We start from the raw sequence: 25,026 nt of genomic DNA on the forward strand, positions 1-25,026 counted from the left end.
CATAGTTGTAATAACTAACTTTATAATGGAATCTTTTCAATTCTACGTTCATGCCTACCGCCATCAAAAGAAGTGTTTAAAAAGGTGGATACCATTTCAAGTGCTTGTGGTAGTGCAATATATCTTGCGGGTAGACATAATATATTTGCATCATTATGTTCTCTTGCCAATTTGGTGATTTCTTTTGTCCAACAAAGAGCAGCTCTTACATTTTGTTGTTTATTAGCGGTCATATTAGCCCCATTACCACTGCCACAGATTAAAATACCGAAATCTGCCGTACCATTTTCAACATCTAGCGCTACAGGGTGTGCAAAATCTGGATAATCAACGCTATCAGTACCATCTGTACCATAATTGATAACTTCAACTTGTTTAGATTTCAATAAACCTATAATAGCTAACTTGTATTCTGTACCAGCGTGGTCGTTACCAATAGCTATTTTCATATGTATAGTATTTAAAGGTTAATAGTTCATGTTTATATCCAGTGGGGGTGGAACAAAACCGAGCTAAAGGTACAATAATCAGACATTCACAACAAAAAACGAGGAGTTCACAACAATAGTTATCATGTTATTAATAAAAATTGTTAATTAGTATGTTATAAGCAAGATTACGTAATGCATAAATTGTTTAGAAAAAGTTGCTAAAAAATTTGGTTATTAAAGTTGACATCTGCTTACACTTTTAATCCTCTGAAGACGAATTTAAATATTAGAAACTATTAGAGGATTTTCATCAAATTAACACCCCTAGTTAACATTAAAATTACATTTAGTTATTAATAAATTCATGTTAATAGCACTTATAAACCATGTTTAATAACTTCTCAAAATACTGATTTTCAATTGTAGATTTATAAAACATATTGTCAACAAGTATTAGTATCTCATAAAGACAAGTAATATTGAAATAAGTTATTCTAGATATTAACAAGCTATAATAACCATTAATATTTAATTTAATTTAAAAGAAAAAATGTCTAATATGATATATATGTTAATAACAACTCGTTTACTTAACTTTTCTATAAGAAGTTGAATAACAGCTAGTGGATTATAATTCGTAATTTTCCAATAAATTAAAAGTTTAATGTCGAAGAAGAATAAGAAGGCGAAGAATCATAGAAAGAACGAAATTACAAGAGGAATTTTTACTGTTCTTGAAAAGGAACCAAATAAGAGTTTCAACTATAAGCAGATTGCTGCTAAAATTAATATTACAGATGCTCAAGATAGAAACACCCTTATTAAAAGGTTAAATGAGCTAAAAGAGAAAAAAAGAATTCAAGAAATAGATCGTGGTCAGTATAAAGTATTAGAAGATACAAAAAGCTATCATGAAGGTACTGTAGATGTTACCGGAAAAGGAAATGCATATATTGTTGTTGATGGTATGGATGACGATATCTTTATACCTGCCAACAAATTAAATAAAGCCTTTCATAAAGATAAGGTTGAAGTATATATCTATCCTCGAAAAAAGAGTAAAAAGCTTGAAGGTGAAATAGTTAAAGTACTTGAAAGATATAAGACCACTTTCGTTGGTATTGTTGATATGCAAAAGACTTTTGCTTTTGTAAGACCTTCAGATTTTAGAATGTATACTGATATTTTTGTCTCGAAGGATAAGTTAAATGGTGCTCAAGATGGTGAAAAAGTTTTAGTCGAAATTACTGATTGGCCAGATGATGTAGATTCTCCTTTTGGTAGAGTTACTGAAGTATTGGGTATTCCTGGAGAGCATGATACAGAGATTCATTCCATTTTAGCAGAGTATGGTTTACCATATTCATTTCCTGCGGATGTTCAGAAATTTGCAGATGGTTTAGATACCAGTATTAAAGAAGATGAAATTAAAAAGCGTAGAGATTTACGTAACGTTCTCACATTTACAATAGATCCAAAAGATGCTAAAGATTTTGATGATGCCCTTTCTTTTCAAAAATTAGAAAATGGTAATTATGAAATAGGTATTCATATTGCCGATGTTTCTCACTATTTACAGAAAAATACCATTTTAGACGATGAGGCTTATGAAAGAGCAACATCTGTGTATTTAGTAGATCGTGTGGTACCTATGTTACCAGAAGTGCTTTCTAATAATGCTTGTTCATTAAGACCTAATGAAGAAAAATATACTTTTTCTGCCATTTTTGAATTAGATAGCAACGCTATTATTAGAAATCAATGGTTTGGAAGAACTGTAATCGATTCTAACGAACGTTTTGCATATGAAGAGGCTCAGTATATCATTGAGAACGGTAATGGTAACATACCAGAGGAAATATCCATTAGAGAAGCTGCATACACGGTTTCTAATGATGTTGTAGAGGCTACGTTAGAAATGGATAGACTTGCTAAAATTATGCGCTCTAAGCGTATGGATCAGGGTGCACTTTCTTTTGATAAAGTTGAAGTTCGTTTTAATCTAGATGAGAATAGTGAACCTATTGGTGTTTATTTTAAAGAATCTAAAGATGCTAATAAGCTTATTGAAGAGTTCATGCTTTTAGCTAATAGAAAAGTGGCTGAATTTATAGGTAAACAAAAACCTAAAAAGACATTTGTTTATAGAATTCATGATGATCCAGATCCAGATAAGTTAATGGCTTTGAATGGTATCGTTTCTAAATTTGGACATAAATTAGATTTTAAGGATAAGAAATCTATAAGTTCTTCTTTGAACCAATTACTACAAGATGTAAAAGGTAAAAAAGAACAGAATATGGTAGATACGCTTACGATACGTAGTATGAGTAAAGCGATTTATACTATTGATAATATTGGTCATTATGGGTTGGCTTTTGATTATTATACACATTTTACTTCTCCAATTAGAAGATACCCAGATGTAATGGTACATAGATTATTACAACATTATTTGGATGGTGGTAGTTCTGCAAATGCTGAAGAATTTGAGAAAAAATGTAAGCATTCTTCTGATATGGAATATCTAGCATCTAGTGCTGAAAGAGATTCTATTAAGTACATGCAGATTAAATTTATGCAAGACCATAAAGATGAAGAATTCCGCGGAGTTATCAGTGGTGTTACAGAATGGGGAATTTATGTTGAAATCATTGATAATAAATGTGAAGGCATGATTCGTATTAGAGACATCAAAGGAGATTATTATATCTTTGATGAGAAGCAATACGCTATTGTTGGTGAACGTACCAAGAAAAAATACACTTTAGGTGATGAAATAACCGTTATGGTTAAAAGTACCGATTTAATAAAAAGGCATTTAGATTTCGCTTTGATTCCTGATAACTTAAAATAATTTGGAATAGATTTTGGTATATCATGGCTGAATTAAGTAAACCCTTTGTTTATAAGTTGTTTACTTACATAAATTACATATAACAAAATGAAACAAGTTTTAGTTTTAATGTTTCTCTTAGGATGTCTTTCGGTGGTTGCCCAAGACAATAAGGTTACCCAAAACTTAGAACCTTTTAAAGAGTTAAAGGTTTTTGATGGTTTGAGTATTAACCTAATTAAATCTTCAGAAAACAAGGTTATTATTACTGGAGAAAATACGGGTAAAGTTGCTATTGTTAATAACGAAGGTATTTTAAAAATTAGAATGCAAATAGGTAAAATTTTCAGTGGTTATAAAACCTTTGTAGATTTATATTATGCTGGTGATATTGTGGTAATTGATGTAAATGAAGATGCTAGAATAGTTACGGAAGATATCATACAACAAGATGTTCTAGAATTGAAAGCTCAAGAAGGTGGTGAACTTGTTATTAATGCAGAGGTTGAACAGATGTTGATAAAATCTGTATCTGGCGGAGTTATTAGAACTGCAGGTTCTTCAAATTTACAAGACGTTCAAATAAATACTGGTGGTGTTTATGAAGGCAAAGGTTTTGTTACCAATTTTTCCACTATAAATGTAAACGCCGGTTCTAGGGCAGAGATAAATGCTAAAGATTATGTCAAAGCAACGGTAAAAGCCGGTGGTGAAGTTTTGGTATTTGGTAACCCTGGGAAATTGGAAGAGAAAACGGTATTTGGCGGTACTATTAAAAGAATGCAATAGTTCATGTTAGAAGATATACAGGCAGCAATTCCACTAGGCTTTTTCCTAAGTTTTATGGTTGGTCCAGTTTTCTTTGTCTTGTTACAAACTAGTGCGGTAAAAGGATTTAGGGCTGCTCTAACCTTTGATATTGGTGTATTATTAGCCGATATACTTTTTATTCTGGTTGCTTATTTTAGTAGTTTCCAGTTATTGGAAAATTTAAGTAATCAACCTGGTCTTTATGTTTTTGGTGGTGTAATACTTCTTGTTTATGGCTTGGTAACCTTTTTTAAAGTAGACAAAAAGGAGATACCTGTAGATTCCAAGAAAATTAGAAAATCAGATTATTTCGGGCTTTTCGTAAAAGGTTTTCTACTTAACTTTATTAATATAGGTGTATTGGTTTTCTGGTTAGGAATAATCATAATTGTTGGTCCTACTTTAGATAATCAGCCTAATCGTTTTTTCACCTTTTTTGCAACTGTGCTTCTCTCCTATTTTGTAACAGATATTTTTAAAATACTTTTGGCGAAACAATTAAAACGGAAGCTCACAGCTAAACGCATAATTTATATTAAAAAGATTATAGGAGTAATATTGGTTATATGTGGAATTGTTCTTATTACAAAAGGTTTTTTACCTAAGGATCAGTTTAACATAGAACAAGAATTAGAAAGATTTGATACACATACTATAGAATAAAAAAAGCCGGTCAATGACCGGCTTTTTAATTAAGAAATTTTGAATTTATTTCTTGTACTTATCGTTTAGTAGTTTTACTATTTCATCAGTAAGATCATTAGCTTCTTTACCATAAAGAACGCTACCACCATCACCTCCACCTAAAATGTAAGAGTAACCTTTGGCTTCACCATAAGCTTTTATTTCTTCTTTTACTTTAGAAACAATACTATCCATTTCTGTTTGACCTTCCATTTGTAATTGTTGGTCTTGTTGTTGAAGTTGTTGACCTATAATCTGACCTCTTTGTTGCATTGCTGCATATTCTTCTTGAGCTTTTGATTGAGACATTTTTTGAGCTTTGGTTTGAAAAGCTTGAGCTTCAATTTGAAAAGCTTGAGTTATACTATCTCTAGTTTTAGCTAAGGCATCTGCCTTTACTTTAAATTTAGATTCAACATCAATTTTTTGTTGATACTCATCCATCAATTTTACGTTATCTACGTATCCAATTTTTTCTTGTTGGCAAGATGCTAATAATGCGATAGCGAAAATTAAAATTAGGTTTTTCATTTTTTCATTTTTATGTGGTGCAAAAGTAATAAAGCTTTTAGAATGAAAATATTTAAAATTTAAGATAAATACTTAGATTTGGCTTAAAATAAGATTTAGTTATATTAAAATAATATTTCATTGATTTTACTTATTATTAATAGGTATTTTAAAGGGTATTTAAGACGTTTATTTAAATTTTATAGTATTATATACGGTTTATGGTATATATGTTCTTAAAACAGCTCTAAATAGGTATTTACTCTTTTTTAAGCACATATATAAGCGAGGAATACTCAGTTGTAGATTTTGCCTTTAAATTTGATACCAAACCACGATAAAATGCTTTTATATAATTGGACGAACCATTTTTATATTTTTCAGATAATAGAGAAACATAATATGAATCAAAGTACATTGGTAATGTATCTTTAACTATCAAGTTCTCTTCAGCAAATATTGTTTTAATTGCTTTTTGGGAGAAATGCCATAAATGTCTGGGAGTATCATATGCTGCCCAATATTGTTTATAGTATTTTGCATCGTAAGATTTATAGTTTGGTACGGCTATTATTAAAGTTCCATTTTTTTCTAGAAGAGATTTTATTTTTAGAATTTGATCTTCTAAATTTGGCAGATGTTCTAGAACATGCCATAAGGTTATAACATCAAATTTTTGATTGTTTAAATTATCTAAGCTTTTGAAAGTATCTATTTTTTTATTTGATGCCTTTTGTCTTGCTTGATCATTTAGCTCTACTCCTACTGTTTTCCAATTTTTATTTTTAGCATGTATTAGAAATTCACCCGTACCACAACCAATATCTAGAAGTTTTTTTTCTTGATTAGAATAGTGGTTTATGAGTTGAATTTTTTTATTTAAGGTATATTTTTTTACTAGCTGGTAAATTTTTTCTAACAAACTATTACTATCATCTGAATGTGAAATGTAGTTATTAGGGTCATAGTATTTGGATAAATCTTTAGGAACAGGTTTAGTAACTAGCATGTCTGTTTTTGAGTCATAGACTAATTCAAAATTTTCCTGCGTTACTAGAAAATCCCTGGTTTGTAGGTTTGAAATTATTTCTTGCATGATGTTAGTAGGTGTTTTAATGTATAGTAATTTTTCATTGTTCCACGTGGAACAATTTGCCCTACCTTCCAAGATAAACTAAAAGTACACTGATGTCACTCGGTGTAACTCCACTAATTCTTGATGCTTGAGAAATAGTAACGGGTTGAATTTTTGTCATTTTTTCTCTTGCTTCAAAAGAAAGTGATTTCAGTTTAGAATAATCAAAATTTTCTGGAATCTTTACTGCTTCTAATCTATGAAGTTTATCAGCGTTTAATTTTTCTTTGGCTATGTACCCAGAGTATTTAATTTGTACTTCTGCTTGTTCAAGAATTTCACTATCAAAATTGTTTTCTTTTACAAAATTTGAAACTGATTCTAATTGTAACATATGATCCATGGTAACATTAGGTCTTGAAAATGCTTTATACATTTTGTCTGATTGTTTTACTAAAGAAGACTCAACACTTTCAAAAATTGGATTAATGTCTTTTGGTAATACACTTGTTTCTCTAAAGAAGTTAACAAGAGCTTCAGACTGTTCTAATTTTTTCTCCATTCTTTTCATTCTAGAATCAGTTGCAAAACCTATAGCATGGCTCAATGGTGTTAATCTTAAATCAGCATTATCTTGTCTAAGTAAGGTTCTATATTCTGCACGAGAAGTAAACATACGGTATGGTTCTTCTGTACCTTTTGTAATTAGGTCATCTATTAAAACACCAATGTATGCTTCGTCTCTTTTTAGAATTAACGGATTTTCTTCTTTTATTTTTAGGTGTGCATTTATACCAGCCATTAAACCTTGAGATGCGGCTTCTTCATAGCCGGTTGTTCCATTTATTTGTCCAGCGAAATATAAATTTTCAACTAGCTTAGTTTCTAATGTATGCTTTAGTTGTGTGGGCGGAAAGTAGTCGTACTCTATTGCATAACCCGGTCTAAAGAATTTTACTTTTTCAAATCCTACAACAGAACGTAATGCTTTGAACTGAACATCTTCTGGTAATGAAGTTGAAAATCCGTTTACATATACTTCTACAGTTTCCCATCCTTCTGGTTCAATAAACATTTGGTGACTGTCTTTATCTGCAAACCTGTTTATTTTATCTTCAATAGATGGACAGTATCTAGGACCTAAACTTTTTATTCTACCGTTGAACATTGGTGATCTATCAAAACCTTCGCGTAACAAATCATGTACTAAAGCACTAGTATGTGTCATGTAACAATCGCGTTGATGTTCTAAAGGTTTTGTATTTGTATAAGAAAATTTTTCAGGAATCGCATCACCAGGTTGTATGATCATTTTAGAATAGTCTAAAGATCTTCCGTCAACTCTTGGAGGAGTTCCGGTTTTCATCCTCCCACTTTCAAAACCTAATTCTACTAATTGTTCTGTAATTCCGGTTGCCGCTTTTTCTCCTGCTCTACCTCCACCAAATTGTTTTTCACCAATATGTATCAATCCATTTAAGAAGGTTCCGTTGGTCAATACTACTGCTTTAGATTTTATATTAATTCCTAAAGAGGTTTCTACTCCAACTATTTTATGATTTTCTACTAACAATCCTGAGACCATTTCTTGATAAAAATCTACATTAGGGGTACGTTCTAACATTAAACGCCACTCCTCTGCAAAACGCATTCTGTCGTTTTGTGTTCTTGGGCTCCACATTGCAGGTCCTTTAGATTTATTCAACATTTTAAATTGAATAGCAGATTTGTCAGATACAATTCCACTGTATCCACCAAGAGCATCTATCTCTCTAACAATTTGTCCTTTTGCAATTCCACCCATTGCTGGGTTACAAGACATCTGCCCTATATTTTGCAAATTCATGGTTACTAATAAGGTTTTTGAACCCAAGTTTGCAGCTGCTGCTGCCGCTTCTGCACCGGCGTGTCCTCCGCCAACTACAATTACATCATATTCTTCTCCAAACATATCTTTATTGTTCCACGTGGAACAGCTTTATTTTTTCTTCTTCTTTAGCGCGCATTTCGGCAGTAGCTGTATCCGATTTATCCGAATAACCCATAAGATGTAAAACCCCATGAATCATTACGCGTTTTAACTCATTATCAAATGAAACATTAAACTCTTCTGCGTTTTCTTTTACGCGGTCAATTGAAATATAAAGGTCGCCCGATACATTTTTTCCTGACACATAATCAAAAGTGATAATGTCTGTTAGATAATCGTGTTGTAAATAATCTTGATTTATTTTAAGCAAGTAGTCATCACTACAGAAAATGTAGTTGAGTTCAATTATAGAAAACCCTTCGGTATTACAAGATTCAGTAATCCATGAATCGAAGTTATTTTCTGCTACAAGTTTAAAATCAGTTAGGTAATTGTAATTAATCATTTGCTTTGAAGTACTCTTTAACCTTTGATTGAAAATTTTGCCGCAAAGGTAAGCTTTGCCTATTTAAAATTTCAACTTCATTACGATAATTATCTAATAATGAGGGTTTAGTAGTAATAGGATTTGTGAAGTCTTTGGTATTTCTATTACTTTCTCGCTCAGATTTCTCTCCTTGCTTAAGAGCTGCGTTTTCCAATTTCAACAATTCATACTGTATAGTATTGGCTTTGTTGATGGTACGTTGTGTTATTCCATTTTCTAAAAGATCGTTCTCAAAATCTTCCATCTGTTTAATTAATTTTTGACCTAGTTTTTGGTCACCGGAATTAATCATGTTTTCAAGTTGTTTTTCTAATTCCTGTCTTAATTTTTGCTGATTTTGATAGATTTCATAAATTTCTTTTAGCTCACTTTCACTCATTGACTCTTGCCCTTGCCCTTGCCCATTTGTACCGTTAGAGCCATTATTTCCTTGCCCGTTTTCTCCACCCTGTCCATTTTCTCCATTTTCTCCATTTTTTCCATCTCCATTTTTCCCATTTTCACCGTTATTTCCATTCTCTCCCTCTTTTCCATTAGCCCCCTGTTTACCACGTTCGCCTTGTTTTCCACCTTCACCACTTTTTCCATTTTCACCCTGTTTTCCTTCTCCACTTTTACCTTCTTTTCCTTCACTCCCAGACTGACCTTGTTGTCCCATTTTTTCACCTAATTCTTGTTGACCTTTGATGATATCCGGCAATTGAAAACCACCTTCACTTTCTCCAGAACCTTTTCCCATTTGCATACTTGAATTCATATTATCCATTACTTCGGCGAGAAAATCTGCAAGACTATTTGCTGCAGTTAAAACATATTTTTGATGAGAAATACCTTGAAACATTTGACCATCTGCCATAGTTTCTAAAGATTTATCAATGTTGTAATACACTTCGGTAATTTGTTCATTTACAAATTCTGAAAGCTCAGCCTGTCTAAGTGATAATGCAAAAAGACTATCATCTACATGTTCAAATAAACCCTTCAATTCATTTTGATCACGCACGGTTTCAGAATACTGGGTTGCATCTTGGTCTTCTCTAGCTGATAATCGATCATATAGGATTTCTTGTTTGAATGAAAATATGATCAGGTTATCAAGAATTTGTCTCAGCATTTCCGCATCTTCAGTTACAGATGAACCACCGCCTTCGCTTGAAGATGATTCGCTAAGTTGTTCACCCATTTCTTTCATCTTTTCTGCAGCAGATTTTTGCTTCTTATTTGCACCGGAACTGTTTGGTTTATTCTTGTCGTTGGTTGCATCTTTTTCTAGTTGTTCCAATGCATTTTTTTGGTCTTCTTTTATGCCGTCTTTTTTACTTTTTTCAATATTTATATCAATCGGTTTTTTGAGCTTTTCATTATCTTTTTTAAGGTCATCCATTTCAGATGAAATCTCATCGAATTTTTTATTTAATTCTTTCTGTTTTTCAGCGGTATTATTTTCTTCATTTTGTTGAGAAAGCTCTTCTTGTTTTTTAGCTAATTCTTCTAAATCGCGTGCAATTTGAGATGCCTTTTCAGTTACATAATAACGTTTGGTTAATTCTAATAACTGTTCAAGGCTACGTTGACTGTTTTGTTGTTTTTTACCTAGTTCTTCAAGTTTTTTGGTAAGGTCTTCTTTCTTTATTTTATCAGCTACTTTATTAAGTTCTTCAAGGAGTTGCTGGTTTTTCTTAGCTTGTTCTTCTTGGCGTTCTAAGCGCTCTTGTAACAATTGGTTTAATTTGTCATCTTTATTTTCTTTACTCAGATTTTCTTTTAATTCTTTGCTGAATTTTTGCATCAGCTGTTCTTGCTGTTCTTGTTTTTTTAGATAGTCTTTTATCTGATTCTTATCATTAAAATTTAGACTGTTTTTTTCTTTCTGATTTTGATTAATCTCTTCTAAGGATTCCTTCTGTTCTTTAGATTTTTGTAATGATTTATCAAGGTCTTTTATGAGAGATTGTTGGGACTCTAAATCTTTGTTTTTTAATTGATTTTCATCTAGTAATACCTGCTGGTATATTTGACTATTTATCGTCTTGCCATTATGTATGGCATCGTTATCCGTAACCTCAAAATAAAAGCCATAATTTTTGCCAGTTTCTAGCTCTAAACCAGATGGGAAAGTGTAATAGAATTGTTCGTAATTAGAAGTAGTTTTTAATAGGTTAACCGTATTCTTATTTTCCTCTTCACCTACTTCAAAATAGACTACATCTATTTTGCGTAATCCATAATCATCACTTGCATTACCAGTGTAGTAGGAAATATTAGGATTTAAACTATCTAGAACCTGATTAACTTTTATTGAAGGGTATGCATCTTTTATTACTTTAAAATTATAGGTTAATCGTTCGTAATCTTGAACGTTTTTGTTGGTAGTTGTAAGTATATAATTCAAATCATTATAGATTCGTTTTTCTAATTGAAACGTATTTTTTTCTTTATTTAATGGTATTACCGTATCTTTTGTAGAAAGATTAATCTTATCGGTATTTTCTCCATTTATCTTCCACTGTATTTTGGTTCCTTCTGGTATTACTGCGTTTCCCGTACTTTTAATAGTTTCATTTGGTTTGTTCAGGTACGTTGGATATGTAAGATTCATGGTGAAATCTAAGATAGAAGGTGTCTCTAAAGCTGTTAAGGTATAATCTCTAGAACTTACTTCATTTGCTTTGAATTTGAAGTTCGTTGTGGATATTGGTGGGGTGAAAACATATTCATAAAAACCATTGTTTTTTTGTAAAAGCATCTGTTTGCCATCTATTTCTATAAATACGTTCTCTGGTTTTACTTCCCCTCTAGTAACAACCTGTATTGTAAAAGTTTCATCTTGTAAGGCTTTTAAATTATTTGATAATACTTCAAAATGGAACGGTGCTGGTTTTTCATAAGCCATTTCATAGTTGACAACACGTTCGTAACTGCCAAAGAAAGTATTCCAGTTTCCGGAAATGAATAACAGCGCTATTATGGCTATCGGAATTATAGCATATTTCAAATATTTTAAAGAATCTCTAAAATCTATTGCGTTTGAAAATGGAATGGGATCTAATTGTTTTGATCTTTGATTTATACTGGCAAGTAATAATTCAGATTGTTGTGGGTCATTTGCTAAATCTAATAAGTTAGTAAGCTTATCTCCTACTTCAGGAAAATGCTTTCCTATCATTTGAGCAGCATCTTTTGGACCAATACCCTGTTTCAATTTAAATAAGTAAAATATTGGGGTTAAGATGTATTTAAAAAGTAGAAATAGCTCAACCGCTATAAAAATTCCGAAAAGTATCATTCTTCCGGTGGTGTTCATCCATAGAAAATATTCTACTCCTAAAATCAATAAGAAAAACAATAATCCTAAGGCAAAAAACAATAATATACCTTTCAGTAGAACTTGAGAATAATGTTTTTGAATAAACTGATTTAAACGCTGTAATATGTGCTGGTAGTCTTGCAATTGTTCTTTTTTATACCAAGATAACGGTTATCACCTATGTTTGTTGGGAAATATTTGTTAAATCAAAACACTGACCTGTTGATAACTACAGAACTACATGAAACTAAGTAGCTGTTTTTTGTAAAATTCCTATTTGGCATTATTAAGTAAAAAGTTAGGGATGTGTATCTTTGTAGCCTTATAAAAATACTATGTCTAAAAAAGTTCGTGTTCGTTTTGCCCCTAGTCCTACTGGACCATTGCATATTGGTGGTGTTCGTACTGCCCTATTTAATTATTTATTTGCCAAAAAACATGGCGGTGATTTTATTCTAAGAATAGAAGATACAGACCAGAATAGATATGTTGAAGGTGCTGAGCAATATATTATTGACTCTTTGAATTGGTGCGGAATTCCTTTTGATGAAGGAATTGGTAAAGACGGTGGTTTTGGTCCATATAGACAGAGCGAGCGAAAATCATTGTATAAAAAATATGCCGATGAGTTAGTTGAAAAAGGTAAGGCATATTATGCTTTTGATACTTCTGAAAGTTTGGATGGTCATAGAAAAGAGCATGAAAAAAAAGGCAAAACGTTTATTTATAATTGGCACAATAGATTAAAGCTTGATAATTCACTTTCATTAATGCCAGAAGAGGTAAAAGCCAAGTTAGATAATGGTGATGATTATGTAATTCGTTTTTTGACTCCGCCAGATGAAATGCTACTTCTACAAGATTTAATACGTGGGTCCATAAAAATAGACACTAATGTTTTAGACGATAAGGTATTGTTTAAAAGTGACGGTATGCCTACATACCATTTAGCAAATATTGTTGATGATCATTTAATGGAAATAAGCCATGTAATTCGTGGTGAAGAATGGTTGCCTTCTATGGCATTACACAAACAACTGTATGACGCCTTTGGATGGGATGCTCCAGAATTTGCACATTTACCTTTGATTATGAAACCTGTAGGAAAAGGAAAGTTGAGTAAACGTGATGGCGAAAAAATGGGCTTTCCGGTTTTTCCCCTTTCTTGGAATGAATCTATTGGGTATAAAGAATCAGGATATTTTCCTGAGGCGGTTATAAATTTCTTGGCATTATTAGGATGGAACCCTGGTACGGAACAAGAATTATTTTCTTTAGATGAATTGGTAAAAACCTTCAGTCTAGACCGTGTAAATAAATCTGGAGCTCGATTTGATCCAGAAAAAACCAAATGGTACAACCAGCATTATCTTCAAGAAACTGCTGATAATGAGTTGGCTAAGTTATTCTTACCAACAGTAAAAGAGCATATTTCTGATAGTGACAAACTAGATTTAGAGTATGTTACCAAAGTGGTTACGCTAATAAAAGAGCGCGCAATTTTTGTTTCAGATTTTTGGGACTTGAGCGATTATTTCTTCGTAGCGCCTAATGAGTATAATGCGAAAGCTGCAAAAAAACAATGGAAAGAAGATACCGCTTTAATCATGAACGATCTTATTTCTGTATTAAAATCCATAGAAGATTTTTCTTCTGGAAACAGCGAAACCATAGTAAAAGCATGGATTGGCCAGAAAGAATTGTCTTTTGGAAAAGTGATGCCACCTTTACGGCTATTCTTAGTTGGTGATATGAAAGGACCACATATTTTCGATATCATGGCCATGATTGGTAAAGAGGAAAGTATCTCTAGAATAGAAACAGCTTTAAATAAATTGGGATAAAATAAAATTTTCAGGAAAATGAAGCAGTCTTTATTTTCCTGAAAATTCACTTAAAACTTCCATTGCTTTTTTTGTGTCTTTGGTTGATACAAAAATATGGTCGTGATAATATGCCGCAACAACATTGCAACTGATATTATGTTTTGTTAGTGCTGTTGAAACTGCAGCTGTTAAACCAACAGCATCTAATGCAGAATGAACGGTAAGTGTAATCCAAGATGCAACAAATTCGTATTTAAAATTTAATTCATCGGCTTTGGCTTGTTCTAAGATGATAGTTATACCTTCTTTTTCTTTGAACTCGAATAAAATATTGTCCCTGGAAATATGCTGAATATCCTTTACAGATATAAAAACATAATTCCCTTTGTTCAAACTAGGTTTTAAAGTCCTTAAAAGTATATTTAAATCGGTTTCTCCTGCCATTTTAGCGTTTTTGCTGAATTTTCAAAAAAATTTCGACCCTTCGGGTCAATTTACCAAAGAGAACCGTTTAAAATACTTCTTTTGATGATTAAAAAAGGTCCGCGGCAAAATTCTATTCGTTTATCCATCTATCTTCTGCCCAAGTTTTCATTTCTGCGGCCGATAAAAATGTCCAAGCAATTATTCTACTTAGTTTATTACCCTGCCCCATTGGTGTAGTTTTGTGCTCCACAACTCCTACTTTTTCTAATCTATCATAAAACGCACGTAGGTTAGATTGCTTTGAAACCAAAGTTGAAAACCAGGCACAATTTTTAGAATATTGCGCACTTTCATTGATCATATTAAGTACAAATCGTTTTTCTCCGCCATCTGTCCAAAGTTCTCCACCTTGACCGCTAAAATTTAGCTCGGGTTTCTTGACCCTTTTTTTCTTTAAGTTACTTAATTTTCTAAGTGTTCCGGCTTCCGCTTCCGCTTGTGTAGCATGAAATGGTGGGTTGCAGATAGTTAAATCTACTTTTTCATCGGTATTTAAAATTCCAGAAAATATATGTTCAGGTTTGGATTGAAGTCGAAATTCGACTTTACCATGAAGAGAAGGGTTTGACGTCACAATTTTTTGTGCTGCTTCTATCGCCTTTGGGTCTATATCAGATCCTATGAAAGACCAACGGTAAGTATTATTTCCAATTATTGGGTATACACAATTTGCTCCTACTCCAATATCTAGGCATTTAATTTTATCGCCCTTAACCAAATTTCCATCGTTACTGGCTGTCAAGATATCAGCAATGTGGTGAATATAATCTGCTCTTCCTGGTATAGGAGGACACAAGAAACCATCTGGTATATCCCAGAAGTCTAATCCGTATTGTGAAATTAAAATTGCTTTATTTAGGGCTTTTACAGCAACCGGGTTAAAGAAGTCTATTGTAAAGTTTCCGTACTTATTTTTGGTTACAAACGGCTTTAAATCAGTGTTTACCAATTTAAGAGCTTTCAGATCGTAACGACCGGTATGTTTGTTTCTTGGGTGTAAAGTTGGTTTTTCTAAACCCTCTTTTTTCTTGTGGTCTGCCATAATTATTGAGCCTTATTAAGACCCCAAAGCTAACCTTAATTTTTAAGCTGTTGTTTTATTTTTTTCGCATACGTTTTGGTCCATACCACAACCAAAAACCGGTTATGGTAAAAAGAAGAAGTGCAAGCCCCATTATTGTAGTGTAGAAGACTTTTATTTGATTATCACTAGTGCCCACATAATTATCTAAAATTGAACCATCATGTATTTGTTCTAAGAGGTCAGAATATCTACGTTCTATATGAAGTAATTTGCCTGTTGCCCCATCTAGTTGCAGTCCCCATAGATGATTTTCATAAACGAATTTCACCATTCCCTTTTCTTTTCTGATGTCAATTCTATCAATTTTAGTGGATAATTCTTTAGATACGTTTTCTAAAAGATAGGTATTAGCGAGCGTGTGTAAACTATCAATAGGTAACCAATGTTTTAATTCTGTAGAAGTGCCTTCATACGATTTTGATAGAATTACTCCCCCACTGTGTTTTTTCCATCCTAAAAGAAGTCCGGTGATAGAGATAATAAAGAAGAAAATGAACAAAGCCGCACCAGTGGCCCTATGTACTTTTCTAAAAATACGTAGCCATTTTGCTTGTCTTTGTCTTTTGGTGATTTTTGGCATTGTTTTGGGTCGGTTAACGGGCAATATAGACAGATTTACAAAACCGTTATTAGAAGGAATTGTTAAAATAAAAGGTTTAACAGTTAAAGGCGCTACAACATTAATAATCCCTGGTTTCGTTAATTAAAATCCTGATTTTCTTTTTCAGGACTTGTTTCAAATTCTTCTACTTTTTTTTCCTCATCTGTAATAGACCATTCTTGTATAACTTCATGACTTTTTGCGACGTTATTTGTATAAAGTAAGGCATTGAACAGGGCTCTATAAGTACCCATGGATTGCCCTCGCCATTGGGGTTGAAAACCAAAAAGAACAACATGCCCTTTTTTATAATGAACATCAACCGCTGCCGCTTTATTGTTCATGTATTTTTCACCAACTAAATAGCCGGATAATAATGGGGATCCTTTTTCTTGATATTTAGATAGAATTTCGCCCTTAAAACCCTCTAGGGTTTTAAACACGGGGCTTCCAAAAACAAAAACACCTGATTTTTCTGGCATACCAGCCATAACTGGGTGTAATGTATTATTTGTCACTTCTAAAATAGAGCCGCCTGTAAAAAACTGGTTTTTCTTTAGTTTTTCTACATTGTTCTCTACGGGTAAATGAAGTTCTTTTATGGCGAAATCAGTACTTTTATTTAAACAAACCAATGTACCACCAGAACCAATAAAAGATTCGATATTTCTAACACCCAATCCTTTTAAGCCGCCAACATATTGTGGTGGAGCCATGCCTTTTTGAAAACCATTTTCTATAGTACCCGGTTTTTCAGATGCTAGTAAGATAACATCGAATTTTTCATTTAAATTTCCATTGTTAACGTCCGCATTTCTAATGACGGTATATGGTATTTTAAAGTTATCCAATAACCATCTTGTCCAACCCATATCCATACTTGCTTTCCATGGATCATAAACCGCTATTCTAGATGTTACCTTTGTTTTTGATTTACTTGAAGTTACTTTCGCATTTAAAGCATATTCATTCACCCATTTTTGCATTTGTGATTTTGATATGTTGCTAATGGTATAAGTTTGTTGGTTTGAGTTGTAACTAACCGGAAAATTTTTGCTCATAGCATCGCCAATAACCCTGAATGAATTATTTTCTTTGGGATCGAGAACCATGGTAGATCCACTACCTTTTAAAGTTCCTTGTAAAGGAATAATACCGGCTGCAATTTCATTTGTATCAAAACCTGCCCCACCAATAAAGTCTACCTTACTTAAATCAATATCGTTATTGTAATTTTCGACTAAAGCAGTTCCCTTAACAGGCTTTAAGCCAGAATATACCAATTGTGATAAAGGAGTCATCGCTGCAATAACTTCTACTTCCATTTGGTATGGCAATGTCCACCCTGCTGCATCATATGGCTGTTCCAATGGTCCATCTGGTGATTCTCTTATATCTGGATATTCTTGAATATCTATAAGTTGTCTAGCTAATTCACCAAATTCCTGTGCCATGGGTATAACCCATGTGCCTTTAGGGTATTCATTTCCTTCAAAAGAAATGTCGGTGTCTAGTTGCGAAATTTTAATGCCGTTAAATGCTAATCTTTTAAGAAATTCTACAGGTCTAACGGGGTCTCGTTGTTTTTGTTTTATAAAATAAGCATATGGTGGTTCTTGCTTATACTTGTTGATAGTATTTATACCTGCTTGATACTTATTAAAAAGTAAGGTTTCTTTATATTTTGATGCATAATCCAAAACCGCGACTGAGGCTGTTTCCATATATTTTACAGCATCACCTAAACGCCACCATCCACCTTTCCATGGGCTAGAATACAAGGATTCTACTCGTAAATCCGCTCTTTCTTTGGGAAAATCCTTAATGGTATAAAAATGAGGTGTAGCAAATTTGTACAGAGAAGTCTCTGTCCAAAATGAAGGTATGTTCTGCATCATTGGCATATAGTCAATATAACCTGGGTACCAAGCATCAAAACCCTTACCCATATGTACTGCACCTGGCAAACCCTCGGTTTCTAATTCTTGTGCCATGGCCATGCCTATCATATTTACTTCTCTTGCCATTAGTGGCGGAGTTTGGGGAGCAACTGGTTCGGCAAAAGGAGGAAGCCATATTCTAGTAGGAAATGGTGAAGATTGATGGTGAACATGTATAATACTTGGTTCCCACTCTCGCCAAATACTACCAACTACGCGAGATTCAAGTTGATTTAACATATATGCATCTCGATTATTATCATGACCAACATATTTTTGGTATAACCATGGTGTAGATGCTACTTCATAAGGAGTTCCAACATTACCTAAATACCAGTTTGCAATAATATCTTGCCCGTCAGGATTTAATGATGGCCAAAGAATTAAGATTACATCTTTAAAAATAGCGCTATACTTTTCTGATTTGGCATTGTTAACAAGGTCATATGCCAAGGTGATTATGTGTTGTGCTCCTGCTACTTCAGAAGCATGTAAACCTCCACTAATATCTACAATGGCTTTTCCTTCTTTTGCTAGTGCTTTAGCCATTTCTCTAGTTAGATTTTCTGGATGTGCTAATTGTTGTGAAATAGATTTGTAGTGCTCTATTTTCTCTAGATTTTCAGGAGTTGATATCATTACATATTGCCATTCTCTTCCTTCAGAGGTTTTTCCTGCAGATTTCATCTCTACCATATCACTTGCCGAAGCTAATTTTTCAAAATAAGTAATTGATTGTTCGTAAGTAGCTAGGTGAAAGTCCGACCCAATCTCAAAACCTATGATATTCGTTGGGTTTGGTATGTTCTGCGCATTAATAGTTTGTAAAAAAGGAAACACTAATATTAATGACGTTAAGTATCTATAAAAGGGAGCCCATATTTTTTTAATAGGATACACATTCAACGGAAGTAGGTTCATTGGTTTGAGTGTTAGTTTGTCTTACTAAATTATTAAATATGATATAGGCGCTGTTATAAAGCTGTTATAAGTTGTTATCTTTATGATATTCATTATTTTAAAGGTTAAACGAAATCAGTTTGATAATTATATGAGACGAATGTTTAGACATATAATATTACACTATAGGTATTATCTATTAAAAACATTAAAACAATAGACACAGTGTTGTTAGCTTTGTGTTTAGGAATTAAAAACAACTTAAAATTTATATAATCATGAGTAGTACTAACGGAAAAGGAGAAGCTTGGGATGTGAATGAATCCGATGCAGCGAATTGTCCATTTTTAAATGGCGAAATGCATCAAGCAGCTGGCGGTGGAACAACGAATAGAGATTGGTGGCCAAATATGTTGAATCTTAATATATTAAGACTGCATTCTAAAATGGCAGATCCAATGGATGACGATTTTAATTATGCCGAAGAATTTAAATCTTTGGATTTAGCGGCAATTAAAAAAGACTTGACTGATTTAATGACTACGAGTCAAGATTGGTGGCCTGCGGATTACGGTCATTACGGACCATTCTTTATACGTATGGCTTGGCACAGTGCTGGTACATACCGTATTTCTGATGGTAGAGGTGGTGCTAGTGCGGGTAACCAACGCTTTGCTCCATTAAACAGTTGGCCTGATAATGCCAATTTAGATAAGGCAAGATTATTATTATGGCCTATTAAACAAAAATATGGCAAGAAGATTTCTTGGGCAGATTTACTGATTCTTACAGGTAATGTTGCTCACGAAAGTATGGGCTTACCAATGTTCGGTTTTGCAGGTGGACGTGAAGATATATGGCAACCAGAAGAAGATATTTACTGGGGTTCAGAAACAGAGTGGTTAGGAAACAAAGAACGATATGACGAAAAAGGAGATAAATTAGAAAATCCATTAGGTGCTGCACATATGGGATTAATTTATGTGAATCCAGAAGGGCATAATGCTAATCCTGATCCTTTAGAAGCTGCTCATTATATAAGACAGACATTCAAAAGAATGGCTATGGATGATTATGAAACGGTTGCTTTAATTGCAGGTGGTCATACATTTGGTAAAACACATGGTGCCGCCAACCCTGATGATTATGTTAGTGCGGAACCTGCTGCTGCAGATATTACGGAACAAGGTTTAGGATGGAAGAATAGCTATGGTACTGGTTCTGGTGCAGATACTATTACTAGTGGTATAGAAGGTGCTTGGACACAAACACCTACAAAATGGAGTCATTACTTCTTTGAAAATCTATTCGGATTCGAATGGGAGTTAACAAAGAGTCCTGCTGGTGCTTGGCAATATAAGCCAGTTGGTGATGCAGGTGCTGGTGAAATGCCAGATGCACATATTCCAGGTAAGACACACCAACCGTTTATGTTGGTTACAGATATGTCTTTACGTATAGATCCAGCTTATGAAGAAATTTCTAGAAACTTCTTAGAAAATCCAGATGAGTTTAAAGATGCATATGCAAGAGCTTGGTATAAGTTAACGCACCGTGACATGGGTCCTGTTGATCGTTATTTAGGTCCAGAAGTTCCAAAAGAAGAATTACTATGGCAAGATCCAGTACCTGCGGTTGATTTTGATTTGATTGATGATGCTGATATAGAAACGTTGAAGAAAACAATTTTATCTTCAGGTCTTTCTACAGCAGAATTAGTTTCTACTGCTTGGGCTTCTGCTTCAACTTATAGAGGTTCAGATAAACGTGGTGGTGCCAATGGTGGTCGTGTTCGTTTAGCGCCTCAAAAAGGTTGGAAAGTGAATAACCCTACGCAATTGGCTAAGGTTACTACCATGTTAGAGAAGATTCAGAAAGAATTTAATGACAGTCAGTCTGGTAATAAGAAAGTTACTTTTGCCGACTTGGTTGTTCTAGCTGGTACTGCCGCTGTTGAAAATGCCGCTAAACTTGCTGGTTTTGATACTAAAGTGACATTTAACGCTGGTCGTACGGATGCGACTCAAGAGAAAACGGATATTGAGGCTTTTGATGCACTTGAACCACTTGCGGACGGATTTAGAAATTATACCAATAAGAATGTTTCTATTCAACCAGAAGAGTTGTTAATTGATAAAGCGAATTTATTAACCTTAACTGCGCCAGAAATGACCGTATTAGTTGGTGGGCTTCGTGTACTAGGAGCTAATTATGACGGTTCTAATAACGGAGTATTTACTGATAAACCAGGGTTACTTACAAATGATTTCTTTATCAATTTATTAGATATGGGTACTACTTGGAAGGCAGCTTCTGATGATGATACTGTGTTTGAAGGAAGTGATCGTAAAACAGGTACAGTTAAATGGACTGGTACTAGAGCAGATTTAATTTTTGGTTCTAATTCAGAATTACGTGCTTTAGCAGAAGTTTATGGAACAGAAGATGCGAAACAAAAATTTGTACGCGACTTTAGTAGAACATGGACTAAAGTGATGAATTTAGATCGTTTTGATATCTAATGGACACATTTAATATATAAAAAAAGGCAGCTCGAAAGAGCTGCCTTTTTCTTTTACTTACAAATCTATTTCTTGAATGATTCTCCGAAGGTTAATAGATTATGATCTGGGTTTAAAAGAGAAAATTCCTTTTGCCCCTAGGGTTTTATTTCTAAGGCACCATTTGGATGTATGGGTACATCCGCATTTAAGAACGATTGGTATAAAGAATCTATTTCGTTAGTACGAATATATACTTGACCGTAATTTTCTTTAGGTTCAAGAGCTTTAAACAGAAAGAAGTGTATTTCAACTCCATCTTTTTCTATCATTAAATAGTCAGGATAATCTATTACACCTACTTTTTTAAATTCGAGCGAATCAATATAATAGGATATAGTATTGTCCCTGTTTCGCATTGGTAGCTTGGGGATTATGGCTGTAAGCATATGTTATATATTACGGTGATGTCAAATTACTAAAACCAAATTACAATTGTGGATGTTGTACTACCTTAAGTATGGTAAGAAGTACAATCGTTAAAACTTAATTCATTGCTATATCTATTTTATTTGGCGCTATTTTGTAACAAATGTGTAAGAAAGGCTACTAATAGTATGAAGGCTTTTAGTATCTTCCAATATTAACTTTAAAAGAAAAAAGTATGGGCTCATTTATTTGGATTCCGGTTGCGTTATTAGTGATTTTCACTATTCTATCGGGTGTATTTATTGTAAAACAACAAACAGCTGTTTTAATTGAAACTTTTGGAAAGTTTACCAGCGTTAGACAATCTGGTATACAATTTAAGATTCCTTTTGTACAAAGAATAGCAGCAAGAATAGGATTAAAGATTCAGCAATTAGATGTTATCATAGAAACAAAAACTTTAGATGACGTATTTGTAAAGTTGAAAGTATCTGTACAATATGTTGTAATTAGAGAAAAGGTATATGATGCCTATTATAAACTGGAATATCCGCACGAGCAGATTACTTCTTATGTATTTGATGTAGTTAGGGCAGAAGTACCTAAAATGAAATTAGATGATGTGTTCGTGAAGAAAGATGATATTGCTATAGCTGTAAAATCTGAATTACAAGAAGCTATGCTGGATTATGGTTTTGATATTATAAAGACTTTGGTTACCGATATTGATCCAGATGCACAGGTGAAAGAAGCCATGAACCGTATTAACGCTTCTGAACGTCAAAAGACCGCTGCACAGTTTGAAGGTGATGCTGCTCGTATCTTAATTGTAGAAAAGGCAAAAGCCGAGGCAGAAAGTAAAAGATTGCAAGGTCAAGGTATTGCTGATCAAAGAAGAGAAATTGCTCGTGGTTTAGAAGAGTCGGTTGAGGTACTAAATAAAGTCGGTATCAATTCACAAGAAGCATCTGCTTTAATTGTAGTAACACAACATTATGATACTTTACAAAGTATAGGTGAAGAAACAAATACGAATTTGATTTTATTACCAAATTCTCCGCAAGCGGGTAGTGACATGTTAAATAATATGGTTGCTAGTTTTACCGCCAGTAACATGATTGGTGAAAGCATGAAAAAAACCAATAAGCCTAAACTTAAGGAATAAGTAATTTTACTTTTGTCATTTTAAGATACAACCCGAGAATTTTGTTCCCGGGTTTTTTTATGCCTTTTTAATTCAGTATTTAGCAATATACTTCTTAAGACAAATAACCTGCTCAATCGTCTATTTTAAAGCCAATAGCGAATACTTTTGTTTGTATTAATACCAATTAGTCTAAAAAAGAAAAACCACCTTTAGACAACATGCCTAAAGGCGGTTTTTAATAGCGAACCTTAATTAAAACGGGTTTTAACTATAAGATATACCTATACTGGTTTTTTTATTGAATTTTAGCCCAAGAGTCGCGTAAACCAACCGTTCTGTTAAAAACCAATTTATCAGCTGTGGTGTCTGGATCAACACAAAAATATCCGATGCGTTGAAATTGAACTCGGTCTCCAATTTTGGCATCCTTAAGATGAGGTTCTACAAAACCGGTTATTACCTCTAACGAATTAGGATTTACAAATTCCATAAAATCTTTGTCCTTATGTGTATCTGGACTAGCATCTGTAAACAAACGATCGTATAAACGAACTTCTGCTTCAACAGCATGTTTTATAGAAACCCAATGTAAAGTTCCTTTTACTTTACGTAAACTCTCTTCCGTACCACTACCACTTTTGCTTTTTGGGTCATAGGTACATTGTACCTCTATAATATTCCCATCAGTATCTTTTGTACAAGACTCAGCTTTTATAATATATGCGTTCTTTAAACGAACTTCCTTTCCAAGTTTTAATCTAAAGAACTTCTTGTTAGCTTCTTCTCTAAAATCTTCCTTTTCTATGTAGAATTCTCTTGAAAAAGGAACTTTTCTAGAACCTGCACTTTCATCTTCTGGATTGTTTTCGGCATCTAACCACTCTTCTTCACCTTCCGGGTAATTTGTGATGACCACTTTTAAAGGATCTAAAACACCCATAACCCTAGGAGCAACTTTATTTAAGTGATCTCGTACTTGAAATTCTAATAAAGAAACATCTATTAAGTTATCCCTTTTTGCTATACCTATAGTATCTGTAAAATTGCGGATAGATTCTGGAGTATAACCCCTTCTTCTTAAACCAGAAATAGTTGGCATTCTAGGGTCGTCCCAAGAATCAACAACACCATTTTCTACTAATTTTGCCAATTTTCTTTTACTAACTACGGTGTGGCTTAAATTTCTACGAGCAAATTCACGTTGTTTAGGTCTTACTTTAGTTTGGTCGTATACTTGATCTAAAAACCAGTTGTATAGCTCACGGTGCATTGCAAATTCTAAAGTACAGAATGAATGGGATACTTGCTCTATATAATCGCTTTCTCCATGTGTCCAATCATACATCGGATAAATACACCAATTGGTATTTGTTCTGTGGTGTGCTTTATGTAGTATACGGTACATAATAGGATCTCTCATTAACATATTAGAAGAAGCCATATCTATTTTGGCTCTTAATACATGAGTACCCTCTTCAAAGTCTCCGTTTTTCATCTTTTCAAAGAGTTCTAAATTCTCTTCAATAGATCTATTTCTATTTGGACTATCGGTTCCTGGTTCTGTAGGTGTGCCTTTTTGAACGGCCATATCTTCAGATGATTGATTATCGACATAAGCTTTGCCTTGTTTAACCAATTCAACGGCCCAATCATATAACTGTTGGAAATAATCGGATGCATACCGTTCGGTATCCCACTTAAAACCTAACCATTCTACATCCTTTTTTATGGCATCAACAAATTCTTGCTCCTCTTTTGCTGGGTTGGTATCGTCAAACCTCAGATTTACAGGTGCATTATATCTTAGACCTAAACCAAAGTTTAAGCAAATAGAGCTTGCATGCCCAATATGAAGGTAACCATTAGGTTCTGGAGGAAAACGAAAACGTAATTCGTCTTTGGTATAACCATTTACCAAGTCCTCTTCAACAATTTGTTCAATAAAATTTAAAGACTTCGTTGTCTCGCTCATGTCATTATTTTTCAGGGTACAAAAGTAGCAAAATTGGCTTAATTGGCATGTTTTAAATACATACACCTTA

Annotated in this window: 18 protein-coding genes; 6 read left to right on the plus strand and 12 right to left on the minus strand. The window is 33.5% G+C overall.

What is annotated here, in order from left to right:
* Positions 1–20: 20 nt before the first annotated feature.
* Complete coding sequence (gene rpiB / locus UH1x_RS08680; RefSeq protein WP_482626211.1) at positions 21–449, minus strand: ribose 5-phosphate isomerase B; 429 nt, start codon at positions 447–449, stop codon at positions 21–23.
* A gap of 646 nt (positions 450–1,095) precedes the next feature.
* On the opposite strand from rpiB, the gene rnr reads away from it, so the two are divergent.
* From rnr to UH1x_RS08695, 3 genes are all read left to right on the plus strand, one after another.
* Positions 1,096–3,288, plus strand: a complete 2,193-nt coding sequence (gene rnr, locus UH1x_RS08685) for a ribonuclease R (RefSeq protein WP_482626212.1) — start codon at positions 1,096–1,098, stop codon at positions 3,286–3,288.
* 87 nt (positions 3,289–3,375) lie between these two features.
* The gene (locus UH1x_RS08690; RefSeq protein ID WP_482626213.1) at positions 3,376–4,056 is read left to right on the plus strand and encodes a head GIN domain-containing protein; all 681 of its coding nucleotides are present in this window, start codon (positions 3,376–3,378) and stop codon (positions 4,054–4,056) included.
* Between the two features lie 3 nt (positions 4,057–4,059).
* A complete protein-coding gene (locus UH1x_RS08695) occupies positions 4,060–4,740 on the plus strand; it encodes a LysE family translocator (RefSeq protein WP_482626214.1) in 681 nt (226 codons plus the stop codon).
* Positions 4,741–4,785: 45 nt separating this feature from the next.
* Here the strand turns inward: UH1x_RS08695 and UH1x_RS08700 are convergent, their stop codons facing one another.
* The 5 genes from UH1x_RS08700 to UH1x_RS08720 all read right to left on the minus strand — a co-directional run bounded on the left by UH1x_RS08700 (position 4,786) and on the right by UH1x_RS08720 (position 12,214).
* On the minus strand, positions 4,786–5,292 hold the full coding sequence (locus tag UH1x_RS08700; RefSeq protein WP_482626215.1) for an OmpH/Skp family outer membrane protein: 507 nt from the start codon (positions 5,290–5,292) through the stop codon (positions 4,786–4,788).
* A 238-nt stretch (positions 5,293–5,530) separates the two neighbouring features.
* Complete coding sequence (locus tag UH1x_RS08705) at positions 5,531–6,367, minus strand: class I SAM-dependent methyltransferase (protein WP_482626216.1); 837 nt, start codon at positions 6,365–6,367, stop codon at positions 5,531–5,533.
* A gap of 61 nt (positions 6,368–6,428) precedes the next feature.
* Positions 6,429–8,297, minus strand: a complete 1,869-nt coding sequence (gene mnmG / locus UH1x_RS08710; RefSeq protein ID WP_482626217.1) for a tRNA uridine-5-carboxymethylaminomethyl(34) synthesis enzyme MnmG — start codon at positions 8,295–8,297, stop codon at positions 6,429–6,431.
* Between the two features lie 4 nt (positions 8,298–8,301).
* On the minus strand, positions 8,302–8,721 hold the full coding sequence (gene ybeY, locus UH1x_RS08715; RefSeq protein WP_396632721.1) for an rRNA maturation RNase YbeY: 420 nt from the start codon (positions 8,719–8,721) through the stop codon (positions 8,302–8,304).
* Positions 8,714–12,214, minus strand: coding sequence for a hypothetical protein (locus UH1x_RS08720; protein WP_482626218.1), 3,501 nt, complete (start codon positions 12,212–12,214; stop codon positions 8,714–8,716). Before UH1x_RS08720 ends, ybeY begins: the two co-directional genes overlap by 8 nt.
* 191 nt (positions 12,215–12,405) lie before the next feature.
* Here UH1x_RS08720 and gltX point away from each other — a divergent pair, with 191 nt between their 5' ends.
* Positions 12,406–13,914: a glutamate--tRNA ligase gene (gene gltX / locus UH1x_RS08725; protein ID WP_482626219.1), complete on the plus strand. Its 1,509-nt coding sequence runs from the start codon at positions 12,406–12,408 to the stop codon at positions 13,912–13,914.
* Positions 13,915–13,944: 30 nt separating this feature from the next.
* Here the strand turns inward: gltX and UH1x_RS08730 are convergent, their stop codons facing one another.
* The 4 genes from UH1x_RS08730 to UH1x_RS08745 form a co-directional block, all read right to left on the minus strand.
* Complete coding sequence (locus tag UH1x_RS08730) at positions 13,945–14,340, minus strand: ACT domain-containing protein (RefSeq protein ID WP_405411595.1); 396 nt, start codon at positions 14,338–14,340, stop codon at positions 13,945–13,947.
* 112 nt (positions 14,341–14,452) lie between these two features.
* Positions 14,453–15,424, minus strand: coding sequence for a 23S rRNA (adenine(1618)-N(6))-methyltransferase RlmF (rlmF, locus tag UH1x_RS08735; protein WP_482626220.1), 972 nt, complete (start codon positions 15,422–15,424; stop codon positions 14,453–14,455).
* Positions 15,425–15,479: 55 nt separating this feature from the next.
* Positions 15,480–16,046: a PepSY domain-containing protein gene (locus tag UH1x_RS08740; protein ID WP_482626221.1), complete on the minus strand. Its 567-nt coding sequence runs from the start codon at positions 16,044–16,046 to the stop codon at positions 15,480–15,482.
* A 119-nt stretch (positions 16,047–16,165) separates the two neighbouring features.
* The gene (locus UH1x_RS08745) at positions 16,166–18,928 is read right to left on the minus strand and encodes a M14 family metallopeptidase (RefSeq protein WP_482626222.1); all 2,763 of its coding nucleotides are present in this window, start codon (positions 18,926–18,928) and stop codon (positions 16,166–16,168) included.
* Between the two features lie 257 nt (positions 18,929–19,185).
* Between UH1x_RS08745 and katG the strand changes: the two genes are divergently transcribed.
* On the plus strand, positions 19,186–21,429 hold the full coding sequence (gene katG, locus UH1x_RS08750) for a catalase/peroxidase HPI (RefSeq protein ID WP_482626223.1): 2,244 nt from the start codon (positions 19,186–19,188) through the stop codon (positions 21,427–21,429).
* Between the two features lie 137 nt (positions 21,430–21,566).
* Here katG and UH1x_RS08755 read toward each other — a convergent pair whose 3' ends face one another.
* A complete protein-coding gene (locus UH1x_RS08755) occupies positions 21,567–21,857 on the minus strand; it encodes a VOC family protein (protein ID WP_482626224.1) in 291 nt (96 codons plus the stop codon).
* 215 nt (positions 21,858–22,072) lie between these two features.
* Between UH1x_RS08755 and UH1x_RS08760 the strand changes: the two genes are divergently transcribed.
* The gene (locus UH1x_RS08760; protein WP_405411583.1) at positions 22,073–23,002 is read left to right on the plus strand and encodes an SPFH domain-containing protein; all 930 of its coding nucleotides are present in this window, start codon (positions 22,073–22,075) and stop codon (positions 23,000–23,002) included.
* Positions 23,003–23,279: 277 nt separating this feature from the next.
* Here the strand turns inward: UH1x_RS08760 and UH1x_RS08765 are convergent, their stop codons facing one another.
* Positions 23,280–24,956, minus strand: coding sequence for a glutamine--tRNA ligase/YqeY domain fusion protein (locus UH1x_RS08765; RefSeq protein WP_482626225.1), 1,677 nt, complete (start codon positions 24,954–24,956; stop codon positions 23,280–23,282).
* Between the last annotated feature and the right edge of the window lie 70 nt (positions 24,957–25,026).

It is taken from the genome of Maribacter sp. UH1 (assembly GCF_056839145.1).